This is a genomic window from Paenibacillus anseongensis, assembly GCF_009757995.1.
GTDB lineage: Bacteria > Bacillota > Bacilli > Paenibacillales > NBRC-103111 > Paenibacillus_E > Paenibacillus_E chondroitinus.
Window position 1 is genome coordinate 18,572 of the sequence record NZ_WSEM01000012.1, and the last position, 12,269, is coordinate 30,840.

The following is a 12,269-nucleotide window of genomic DNA, read 5'->3' on the forward strand; positions in this document are numbered from 1 at the left end:
TGTCTGCTTCTAGATGTTATTATTTATTGGTTTTCAAATAATCTTGCTGCTCCTTAGTCAGGAAATCAGCCAAATGCTTAATGGTATCCTCGAGGGATTGTGTTTTACTCAAATATTTCTGAGTTTCTTGGACAGCGAATGTACCTGAGAATTGCCCCAACTTGGTCAGATGGCTTGGCGGTCCGGCAAATACAATGTTAGAATCCGCCATAGCACCCGCATATCCGGCAATTGGACCTTTGCTGAAGAACGGATCTTTCAAATTGTCTTTATAAATTGGAATGCTTGAATTTTTAATGCTATATTGCAAATTGATCTCTGGAGAGCTTAAGAACTGGATAAACTTCCAAGCTGCATCTTTGTGTTCGGAGTTGGCAGCCATCGCGTAGGCAGCTGTGTATCCCCAGAAAATATAACGTTTGCCGTCATCGGATTTCGGCATTGGAACGACGTTCCATGTGCCTTCCTTCATATTCTTTTGAGCTGTAATAATGACTTCAGGGGTTTGATTCAAGATGGCCGTCTGCCCGTTTAAGAAGCCTTGCACCATTTCATTAAAGCCCCAGTTGATCGACTCTTTAGGAGAATTACCGTTTAGATAGATGTCATAAAACTTCTTGAATGCCGCTTGCCCTTCCGGTTTGTAAAGAATCGATTTGCCGTCTTTATCGAACCAACTCTCGCTGTGCGTCGCCGCCATCACGTATTCCATTGCTCGAAGAATACCGTTCGCGCCGCCACGGAATGAAATGCCATAGTGTCCTTTGGAAGCATCCGTTAGCTGTTGGGAAAGCTTGAAGTAATCGTCCCAGGTATCGATTTTCTCCGGCAAGTTACTTTCTTTGAACCAGTCGCTACGAATAAATAGACCTTGGAGCAAAAATCCATCGGGAATTGCATAGACTTTGTCCTGATACTTGTTTCTTGCCTGCTTGAACGCCTCGGTCAGGTTGCCTACTTGATCCCATTTATCGTAATAAGGCTGTAGATTTTCGATATAACCGGCAGCAGACATGGCTACGAGAGATGTATCGTCGATGCTGATGACATCCGGAAGCTGTTTGGCTGCACCTAGAGCCATCCATTTCTTATTCGCATCATCCCAAGGAACGGACGTGTATTCAACTTCAATGTTCGGGTTTTTGGTTTGGAATTGTTTGATAAAATCTTGCATGAGTGCTGTTCGCTCTGGGCTTGGAAGCGGATCTAAATACGTAATTTTTTCTTTTTTGCCTGAACTTTGAGCTGCATTACTACTTGAATTTGCTGCAGGTTCGCTGGAGCAGCCGACAAGTCCGACCGTCAGTACAAGAACCATGCTCATCACCATTGTTGACACTCTTTTTTTCAAAATAACCCCTCCCGATTGTTCCTCGAAATTATATATGTAACTTGTCGGAGTGCTTGTTGATCTTATCCGACAATGCTCATATCACTTATGAGTGAATGTGAAGCGTGAAGACAGCGGTGTTGCGACCGATAATTTTCTTGTTATCATTCTTGATTTCTATGGGTGCAAGCTCATACATGCTCTGAATCGTGTTGAGATTGTCATACTGGATTTGCTCTAAAATCGACGCAACGATTAACGGCCATTCGTCCTCGGAACCGTCCAGCACTTTCAAGGCGAAGGCTAGCTTTTCTTTTTTTAGCCCAAAACAGTAAACGCCTTTGGCCCCACCCTTCGCTACAATATTCGGATCCATGAGCAAGGACGAACAAATGCGATCAGAACCGGCAACCATCTCATAGTGCTCATTCATGAGCCCCACCATCTTCTCGACAGCTGTACGGATTGCTGCATCCTCTATGAGTTCCGGGCAGGCCAATTTAAGAAATGCAGTTGCCAAATTTCTCAAAGGAATGGCAAACACGGGGAACCCACAGCCATCAGTGCCAAGCTGAATCTGATCAATCGGGCACTCCGACAAGTACGAGAGCGTTTCCAATATCTCTAGCTGCGCCGGGTGTTGAGGCTCATAATAGGTCTCCAAGGGATATCCCATCATTTTGCACAGTGCTAGAACTCCCAGATGCTTGCCGGAGCAATTATGATAAATCGAACGCTTAGGCGCTTGATGGCGAAGCAAATCCTCCGTCGCATAGACACTAAGCGGGTAAGTCGGGTGGCAGACAAGCCCGTCTTCCGTCACGCCAATTTTTCTCAACATCGACTCTAGCGCATCTACATGAAAAGGCTCGGCGCGATGAGAGCCCATCATGATGGCCGTTTCCTTACCCGTTAATTCGAAGTGGACATCAGCGCCATGACGCAGCACAGGAATTGCTTGAAATGGCTTGCCAGCAGATCTTAAGAACGTGACTGCGTTCGTATCACCGACAACATACTTCACATCCCCCGAATAAGAAACTCCGCAAATATGCCCCCGATGCACGCATTCCAACGTGTCTCCGCGATATTCTTCCAGCAATATTTGATCCATATGACTTCCTCCTAAGTTACATTTCATGATCTAAACGCTGCTGTAGAGCAAGGGTTGCCGCTCCAATCATAACGGCATTACTTTGCAATTTGGAACTAACCAGCTTATATGTTCCGTTAAAGGGGCCCCATATAAACTGATTGATTTTTTGTTTCACAGTTTCAAGCATTTCTGTATGCTGCTCAATCAAATGCCCACCGAGAATGATCGTGTCCGGGTTATACATGCATACAACATTGCTGACGGTAATCGCGATATACGTGCAGGCACGGTCAATAATTTGCACGGCCCATGTCTCATTATTATGAGCACTGTCAAAAATCTCCTTAATGCTGGTTACAGGCTTAACTTTATTGGCTTCCTGAATGATGGTGAAATCAGCAATATACGTTTGCAGACAGCCGCGTTTCCCGCACTCGCACAGCATACCATTCGGGTCAACGGTTGAATGACCAATCTCACCAGCGATATTCGATTCCCCCCGGTAGACCGTACCATCAATGACAAGCGCAGAACCGACTCCGCTGCCAAAACCAAGCAATACTGCTCTTTTGGATCCTTTAACGAAACCGTAGTACGTTTCACCCAGCGCTTTGACTTTCAGGTCGTTATCGATAACCGTCGGAATATGGAGAAGTGACTCTACCAAATCAGCGAAATGGACATTCTCCCATCCTAATTGGGAAGAAAAAACAATCGTCCCCTTATCCGTATCGATGATTCCCGGAACGCCAATTCCGATTCCGATGATTTTAGAAATAACAATCTCATTGCGTTCAATAAGCTCTTGAATGGACTCGGAAAGCTCACGCGCCACCTTAACCGGATCATCCAAGTGATAAAGCTTCGTTATTGTATGCTCAGCAATCATGTGACCGTCAAAGTCGACGATCCCTATTTTGATTACTCCTTTATCCATTTCAACACCGATTGTGAGCACGGACCCGGCATCAATATCCAGCATCGTCGCTTTTCTTCCCACACCTGAAGAGTATTGCTCCGTCTCCTTGACAAGGCCGATTTGACAAAGATCGTTGACGATTCGGCCGACAGAAGTAGCGCTCATCGAGGTGAGCTTAGCAATCTTCGCTCTGGATATCGGGCGGCTGCTTTTAATGAGGTCAAGCACCATATTCTTATTTTTTTTCTTTATAAACTCCTGATCGTGCTTGCTAATATCCATTTCTTTACCACCTTTTAATTACTCCATTGATGTTATTAATTAAATAAAAAAAATGACGAAAGAACATGTATTTATGTAATATTAGTAGTTTAATCAAAGAATAAGTTAGTAATTAATTCCCCGGTGTTAATAATACGATATTATCAGGAGATCTATAACCTGTCAAGAAAATTTGATTTTTGTGTTATGTAATATAACATGTGACCGTTAATATCATCTAAATATTGGAATGCCTTCAGAATTCAACCCTGAAATATTGTTATTTTACATGACACGGCTAATATCTTTTATTGGAACCATCCAACAAACAAGGAAAAAACCGAGGACTCTCCTGAGAGAACTTCCTCGGTTGTAATGTTCATGTTAGATCCCAGGATAGCCTGGGGGATATGGATAGTAGGGATTAGGCGGGTAGGGATAAGGATACGGATATGGGTACGGATACGGATATGGATAGTAAGAATCAGCCGCACTATATACAAGTGGAGCTACTAGCCACGGAAGTGCATTGTTGAAGCCACCGCCGGGGAAGAAACCGCCATGAAAGCCAGGTCCAAAGTGACCATGACCAAATCCAGGCCCGAAGCCAGGTCCATGGCCAATGCCGCCGATACCTCCGACATGTCCTGGACCACCGATACCTCCTATACCGCCGACATGCCCTGGACCTCCGATTCCACCATGCCCGATGCCTCCGCCATGTAAACCGCCACCAACTGGCGGACGAAATTCAAGTTCTTCCTGATTCGTCATTAAAGGATCACTCACATTCTTGTGTAGTTGAAATGCCTAATACACTGTATGTGTGAATGCCTAGTTGGTGCTTAGTTTGCTGAAATTGGGCGGCGAAAATAAACCGGACACATCCATCAGGATGAGCCCGGTTAGAGGATTGGTTGCCATTCAACCTATTTTTTACGAACACTCATAAGATCGCAAAGCCCAACAAAAAAAACAATAATCGTCGTTATAACAATAAATCGAAAATCCCAGGCATTGGGGAATTCATTCACTTTGGTTCCCGTTACACGCAAAATGATGACAAATAAGAGGAGGAGCAAATCAAAAAACATGCAATACGCCATACGGGCTGAAAGCTTGTGGAGGGGAAGTTTGTCCATCATCCTACCAAATCCGAAAAGATCTGATGATTTGCTCGGTTCATTGGATTTTTTCTGGGGGGAATTGTCCTTTGGAGGTTCAGTGTTCGGCTTTTGTTCGTTTGTCATCCTTTTTTACAGATCGTTGAATGGCCCCGTTGACGTCCAGCACATCCAACCACATGAGCATAGCTGCGCCGAAACAAAATCCGATTATGCATATCCCCCCAAAGTTTGATAATATATTCATTTGCCAAGTCATGAGCGCAGCCATTAAGCTTATAAAAAACAGGAAAACTATCCCCGTTTTTTTCATGAAGTTCCCGTTCATTGTCTGTTACACCTCCCTTGCTCGAAGTTAAAATAGTATATGATAGATTGCTAGATTCCGTGTTCCTATTTAGCATGTAAAAAAAGCCCGAAGCGCCACCCGCGCTTCAGGCTTAATTTATCTGTTCAGCAAGCTTCCCACATAACGCAGCAACTCATTGGCGCACACCGGGCAATACCCGTGCTCATCGATTAACTGCTTCGTCACATCGTTAATTTTCTTCAGCTGCTTCTCATCCGGTGTTTTCGACGATGTCGTGATCTTCACGATATCTTTCAGATCGGCGAACAGCTTCTTCTCAATCGCTTCACGCAGACGCTCGTGGCTGCTGTAATCGAATTTCCGGCCTTTCCGCGAATAGGAGGAGATACGGATCAGAATTTCTTCTCGGAACGCTTTTTTCGCATTTTCGGAAATGCCGATTTGTTCCTCAATGGAGCGCATCAGGCGCTCATCCGGATCCATCTCCTCACCGGTGAGCGGATCCTTGATTTTGCCCCAGTTGCAGTAAGCCTCAATATTATCGAGATAGTTGTCGAAAATGGTTTTGGCTGACTCTTCGAAGGAATAGACGAAGGCTTTTTGCACTTCTTTTTTGGCAATGTCATCGTACTCTTTACGCGCGACGGAAATGAAGTTGAGATACCGTTCACGCTCATCCTTCGTAATCGACGGATGCTGATCCAGGCCATCTTTCAGGGCACGCAAGACATCCAGCGCGTTAATGCACTGAAGATCCTGCCTGATCAGAGCGCTCGAAATCCGGTTGATGACATAACGTGGATCGATACCGCTCATGCCTTCTTCTTGGAATTCATTTTGCATTTCTTTCAGATCGGCTTCTTTGTAGCCTTCGACGACTTCGCCGTCGTACATCCGCATCTTTTTAACCAAATCCATCCCTTGCTTCTTCGTTTCCTTCAAACGGGTCATGATGGAGAAGATGGCAGCTACACGTAACGAGTGAGGGGCTGTGTGAATGTGCGACATATCGCTCTGTCCGATGAGCTTGTAGTAAATTTTCTCTTCATCGGATACCCGAAGGTTATACGGAATCGGCATGACAATCATCCTGGATTGCAACGCTTCATTCTTTTTATTGGCAATAAAGGATTTGTACTCCGTTTCATTCGTATGCGCAACGATCAACTCGTCGGCACTGATGAGGGCGAAGCGACCCGCTTTGAAATTCCCCTCCTGCGTAAGTGAGAGTAAGTTCCAGAGGAACTTCTCATCGCACTTCAGCATTTCCTGGAACTCCATGATCCCGCGATTGGCCTTGTTAAGCTCCCCATCGAACCGGTAAGCACGCGGATCGGACTCAGAGCCGAACTCGGTGATCGTCGAGAAGTCGATGCTTCCCGTCAGATCGGCGATATCCTGCGATTTGGGATCCGAAGGACTGAACGTCCCGATACCGACACGGCCTTCCTCGGATACAAATACACGCTCCACCAAGACGTCTTCAATGCATCCGTTGTAGTCGGTTTTCAACCGCATTTGGCAGGACGGACATAAGCTGCCTTCGATTTTCACATTTAACTCTCGCTCGATTTCGGGACGCAATTCCATCGGAATGAGATGAAGCGGCTCCTCGTGCATCGGGCACCCTTTGATCGCATAGACGGCCCCTAAGTCTGTTTTGGCAAACTGCTCTAACCCACGTTTTAGCATAGTCACAATTGTGGATTTACCACCGCTTACAGGACCCATTAGCAGCAAAATACGTTTACGAACATCCAATCGACGGGCAGCGGAGTGGAAATATTCTTCTACCAGCTTCTCAATCGCTCGATCCAGGCCAAAAATCTCTTGGTTGAAAAATTTGTAAGACTTGTGCCCGGATTGATCATTAATCCCTTGCGAAGCAATCATATCATAGACTCTGGAATGTGCGGTTCTTGCGAGTCCAGGATTTTTGCGAAGCAATTCTATGTACTCCGCGAACGTACCGGTCCAGCTCAATGCATCCTTCTCCGTACGATGCTCCGAAATTCTTTTGAATATGTCCATGGGTACCTCCTTTCACTGCTGCCTTTCTAACTACAGGTCAGCTCGTGATGGTGAATTGTGTACTACAATCCTATGCACCCACAGAAGAGAACTTGCCCGAAATTTTTATGAGAATTGGTTTTCATAAGAAAGAAAATGCGCCTTGCTAATCCGGCTGCTTGCATCTACTCCAGCTTTTGAGGCAAAGCCGGCATGGCCATAATCATCTTGGTGCCTTGTTCAAGCTTGCTTTCGATTCGCAGCCCATACTGCTCACCATAGACCATCTGAATCCTGCGATGAACGTTCAAAACGCCGATGCCGCCCTTTTTCCCCGCTTCATCCACTTCGCCGTCCGCCAGTCGATTCGTATTCAGCTTCTCCCGGAGCTGCGTTAGCTTCGCTTCTGACATCCCGGTCCCATTATCCTCCACACTGATCCAAAAGATGCCATCACGAACACCGCCATCAATCCGGACAACGTGATAATCCTCCAGGCCGTCCGGGAAGGCGTGTTGGAACACATTTTCAACCAGCGGCTGCAGCGTCAGACGCACCATAACATGAAGCAAATATTCAGGTTTAATCGCCACATCAATCTCGAACTCCCGGCCTATGCGATGCCTTAATACGACCAAATAATACATAACGTGCTTCAACTCGTTCGCAACTGTGATTTCCTCAAGGTTCGTCTGAACGGAGTAGCGCAGCATGTAAGCCAATGCTTTCACAATTTCAGAAATCTCCTCAGAATCCTGAATAGTGGCGTAGCAAACGATTGTTTCCAGCGTGTTGTACATAAAATGGGGATTAATCTGCAGCTGAAGCGATTGAAATTCAGCCTTCTGGCGTTCCATCCGAATTTCGGAATTGCTTAATTCCACTTGCACTACACGATCCACGGCTTCCGAAAGCCGCTTGACCATCAAATTATAGCGGACCATCAGCTCGACAATCTCATCGCGGTGAGGCGGCAGCGGAATCGTCGCCCAGTTCCCTTTCTCCGTCTCCCGCATGCCGGATTTGAGCGTTTGCACGGGTTTGGCAATGGATTTGCCGAATCTGTAGGCGAGCAGGATCGCCAAGATCAAAGTGAACAATCCGACGACCAGCGTTGTCGAACGGATGTTGGAGAGCGGCTTGCGCAGCTCGCGAATCGGCATGGACACAACAAGCTGCCAATCGGAAAACTCCGATTTGCGGCTTACATACATGCGCTCATCGCCTTCGTAAGCGTCAGCAAACGAATGCGAACCGGCTTGATTTAGCTTAGCAAAAAAAGCTTTCGGCACACTCGTCCCGACTTTAAACCCATCCGGGTGGTAAATGTAACGCCCTTTGTCATCGATGATAAACAAATACCCATACTTCCCTAAATCAATGCCTTTCCATAAGGCCGACAGATCGGCTGACCGCATCTCAATCGCAAGTAAACCCGACAATTCCGGTGACGTATAGCCGCGAATACGGCGGACGATCGTTAGCATTTGATTCTCTTGCCCTTCAATGATCGTGTGATTCAAGATGCTTAATTGTCCGTCAGCCGTCGTATTGGCAAGGAAATAATCGCGCTGCTTTTGGATATCCTCGGCATTAAAGGATTGTTCATTCACATTATTATAATAATAAACCGCATTCCTCTTATCGCTGATCAGATAAACAGAAGCAAGTTTGGGATTACGTATAAATAGCGGGTCTACGCTAACTTCCCGGATTGTTTTACGATACAAATAATAGTCATATTCTTCCCTTGTGGCAGGCAGATCAATGAACTCCATAATCTGTCTATTCGTTAACAGCGAGACAATCGAGCGCTCATAGTCCTTCAGATATAGATCGGTATGGTGAACGGCGTTCCCGGCAATTTGATCCATTTGATTTTCTACCATTTCCTCCAGTTCTCCGGAAGTAATGATATAGGAGAAGATACCTACACAGCTGAGCGAAAGGACAATAACAATGAGGAAATACGCAAATATTTTCTTCGTAAAACCTCTGATCTTCATTTGATACCTAATCTGGCGCGGTATTCCGTTGGGGAAACACCGACAATTTTCTTAAAGGTTTTCGTAAAATGGGGATAATCGTCATATCCAACATCCGCTGCAACATCAACGATTCGAACATGCGGTGCGGACAGCATTTCTTTCGCCTTCGCCATTCGTTTGTTAATTCGGTACTGTACGAAGGTCTCTTGCGTGATTTTTTTGAAAAGCGAGCTGAAATACGTCGGCGTCAGTCCAACCATAGCCGCGACTTGATCCAAAGAAATATCCTCTGACAACCGGCTGTCGATATACGCCTTGGCTTCTTCCATCGGATCTTTGAAATGACCGCTGCGGACTGCGTGCAGCCCGCTGATCATGTTCAAAAGACCTTGCTCAAAAGCGTCCAGCGCTTCTTTGACGCTATCCGCCTGCAGATGAGCAGGAACGGATGCAGGCGAGTAGTGGCGTGCCTGAAAGCGTTTTACGAGAAGCGCATTGCAATCATCCAGCAGCTCTTTCAGCTGGGCCAGCGAGATATTCGCCGACAGGCAGTATTCCCGCCAGCCTGTGATAAGGTTCTTGATTTCCTCCATTTGCAAAGCCCATATTTGCTGTTCCATCTGATCGATCCACTCGATATAGCGGGAAGGGGATAAATAACCGTGTTTCGGTTTTTTGATCAGCTGATCCAGCATGTCATGGACATCACTTTTGGTAGCCGGTTTCAATAAATAGTGCCTGACACCATAATTCATGCTCTTTTGTGCATATTCAAAGTCATTGTAACCGGATATGACAACGGTTTTGATATGAGGGAACTCCTCATGAATAATTTTGCATAATTCCAGTCCGTCCATTTTGGGCATGCGAACATCCGTCAACACCAGATCAGGCTCTGACGCCCGAATTTGCTCCAAAGCAGCTTCGCCGTTCTCGGCCGTCTGAATTTTGGAGAAAGCGGGGACGTACAGTTCCGCCATTTTTACCATTCCTCTGCGAATAACAGGTTCATCGTCCACGATCAGTACATGCATGTCCAGACCCCCTCATGCTCTCAGCGTTGCTAATCCAATTATGATAACCTACTACTGCTCGTTCATCAATAAACGTGTTTGTGCAAATCGCCAATTGACCGCCTGGTAAGAGGACGATCCATCGTTTTCTCCTATCCATGCACCGATATATTGGCCGTCTTGATCGATCGTTACGCTCAAATTCCACCAACTGCATTTGCCTTGCTCGTAATCGAAGCTTTCACCATCATCGTCATAAAGATTTGCTGTTCCAGGTTCGGTGCCAAAGTGCACCAATTCAATCTCCGTAAGCGTCCCAGGTGCCGGAACATGCGGAAGCGCAGCCATCATAGGAATAATGGAGCCGCTTTTCACGAAAACAGGGATATGCTCAAGGCCTGCCTGCACACGGATCACACAGCCGCCTGTATAGCGCTCTCCCGTCTCCAAGCCATACCAAATACCAGCGGGCAGCAGTACCTCACGCTCGGTTTCCCCCTCGACCAGAGGAGCTACAAGCAGGGCATCCCCGACCATATACTGGTCGTCCCACTCTCTAGCCTTCTTCTTACCGTAAGCGCCATCCGTCGTATTCAAAAGCTGCTCATCTTGGGCGGCTAACTTGGCTTCCGCGTCGGCAATCTCTTCCGGCGTCAGTACGAACGGCATCGCCCGAAACGGCGGAATCCCTTGCTCGCGATACACCGCAAAAGCGGTATATAAATACGGCAGAAGCTTCATCCGCAGTTTGATATAATGCCGCACGGTGCCCTCTACCTCGGGGAAGGACCATGGTTTAGTCCCGTCTCCCCATGCATTCAGCATGGCCATCGGCGAGAAACAGACCGTTTGCATACGCCGAACCCAATCTTCGGCATTTCTCGCCCGGCGAACCTCCGGTGTCCACAGCAAACCGCTGAAGGAAGAACTGCAAATCCCCCGAATAAACTGCTTATGGTCATATAAATCCGAGTACAGAACATAAGGCATTGTCGAGGCAGCGCCGCCTGAAGCTCTGACCAGTCCGTACGTCCGGCGATTCTGGCTTCGGAACAGATCAGCCGTCATTTTTTGGAACATCAAGCCATACATCTGTCTCATCTGCTCGCCGTCCAAGCCGGATGGGAACTTGGCATGGGCCGGGAACATCCAGGAATTGTTCGTCAATTCACTGCCATCGCATTCATCCAGCTTGTACCCGGACACTCCGATATGCACGTGCCGTTCCTCATGCTGTTTCTTATAAAGCTCAGCTGCTTCTGGCAGCGAGTAATCCGGCGCAAGCCCGCCCCACACGGTATGGGTTCCCGAAAGCGGCTGCAAGCCTGCATATAGTTCGCTCTGAGGCGAAACGTACGGGTGCTCCCAAAGGTTCACACGGAAGCCCTTTTGAGCCAGTTCATGGACAAAGCTAGCAGGCTCAGGGAACCGGCTTTTTTCCCATTCATAAGTGACCGGATAACTGTGGCTGTGCCAACCAGGCTCCAGTCCAATGACATCGCAAGGGAAATCGTTAAGGCGGAACTGCTCGGCTTCTTCAAGCACTTGCTGATCACTGTACAGTGTCGGAACACGGTGCCAGAAACCTAGTCCCCATTTCGGAGGCAAAACGCCTCCCCCGCACATTAAATTATATCTGGCTACCACTTCAGAAAGGGTAGGCCCGCCAAATAAATAGACGACTGCGCCTTCGGCAGGAATCTGGATTTCTACCCGTGAAGCCACCGGCGTAGCCTTCCATCCCTTATCCGTATTGCGATCGCGAATCTCTTCCTGCTGCGTATCCTCTTGTTTCAACGTAGAGCCGCAAAACATCGTTACGATGCGTGGCGTATCCACCCAGACCCCATACCCTTGATCGCTCACATAAAAAGGGACGGGAGCATGCGTTTCACCGGTATCCTGTTTAGGATCGCTGTTCACACGCAAAAAGCGGGTTCTTCCCCGTTGGTTCATTCGCAGCAGCTGAAGGCCTGTCCCATACAGTTTCTCGGTTCTATTTAGTGGAAAGGACAAAATAAAGCGCCCTCCCGCTTCCTCCAGCTGAACACTGTCCCAGACAAAAGGTGGCTCTACCTGCGGCATCTGCTGCAATGCCTCATCCTTAGGTGCAACCCCCATCCATGTTAACGGTGAAATCCCCTGAGGCTCTCCAATTGTCAAACGCCAGATACCTGGCGCTGTTTGTTCCCACTTTGTGATCGGCATGCTCACATCT

Annotated in this window: 9 protein-coding genes; all 9 read right to left on the reverse strand. The window is 47.3% G+C overall.

Translation table 11 applies throughout. From position 1 onward, the window contains the following. Positions 1-19: 19 nt before the first annotated feature. The 9 genes from GON05_RS12520 to GON05_RS12560 all read right to left on the reverse strand — a co-directional run bounded on the left by GON05_RS12520 (position 20) and on the right by GON05_RS12560 (position 12,259). Positions 20-1,351, reverse strand: coding sequence for an ABC transporter substrate-binding protein (locus tag GON05_RS12520; protein ID WP_127457606.1), 1,332 nt, complete (start codon positions 1,349-1,351; stop codon positions 20-22). A gap of 85 nt (positions 1,352-1,436) precedes the next feature. Then, positions 1,437-2,444: an asparaginase gene (locus GON05_RS12525; protein ID WP_157319468.1), complete on the reverse strand. Its 1,008-nt coding sequence runs from the start codon at positions 2,442-2,444 to the stop codon at positions 1,437-1,439. A 16-nt stretch (positions 2,445-2,460) separates the two neighbouring features. Then, complete coding sequence (locus GON05_RS12530) at positions 2,461-3,627, reverse strand: ROK family transcriptional regulator (RefSeq protein ID WP_157319469.1); 1,167 nt, start codon at positions 3,625-3,627, stop codon at positions 2,461-2,463. A 363-nt stretch (positions 3,628-3,990) separates the two neighbouring features. Further along, positions 3,991-4,395 carry a hypothetical protein gene (locus tag GON05_RS12535; protein ID WP_157319470.1) on the reverse strand — a complete coding sequence of 135 codons (405 nt, stop codon included), beginning with the start codon at positions 4,393-4,395 and terminating at the stop codon, positions 3,991-3,993. A gap of 432 nt (positions 4,396-4,827) precedes the next feature. Next, on the reverse strand, positions 4,828-5,043 hold the full coding sequence (locus GON05_RS38820; RefSeq protein ID WP_185157208.1) for a hypothetical protein: 216 nt from the start codon (positions 5,041-5,043) through the stop codon (positions 4,828-4,830). Positions 5,044-5,175: 132 nt separating this feature from the next. Beyond that, positions 5,176-7,071, reverse strand: a complete 1,896-nt coding sequence (locus tag GON05_RS12545) for a PrkA family serine protein kinase (RefSeq protein ID WP_157319472.1) — start codon at positions 7,069-7,071, stop codon at positions 5,176-5,178. A 164-nt stretch (positions 7,072-7,235) separates the two neighbouring features. Continuing rightward, positions 7,236-9,056 (reverse strand): cache domain-containing sensor histidine kinase, encoded by a 1,821-nt coding sequence (locus tag GON05_RS12550; RefSeq protein ID WP_157319473.1) that lies wholly within the window; start codon positions 9,054-9,056, stop codon positions 7,236-7,238. Further along, positions 9,053-10,072 carry a response regulator transcription factor gene (locus GON05_RS12555; RefSeq protein WP_157319474.1) on the reverse strand — a complete coding sequence of 340 codons (1,020 nt, stop codon included), beginning with the start codon at positions 10,070-10,072 and terminating at the stop codon, positions 9,053-9,055. Before GON05_RS12555 ends, GON05_RS12550 begins: the two co-directional genes overlap by 4 nt. Positions 10,073-10,123: 51 nt before the next feature. Beyond that, a complete protein-coding gene (locus GON05_RS12560) occupies positions 10,124-12,259 on the reverse strand; it encodes a glycoside hydrolase family 31 protein (protein ID WP_157319475.1) in 2,136 nt (711 codons plus the stop codon). Positions 12,260-12,269 lie beyond the last annotated feature (10 nt).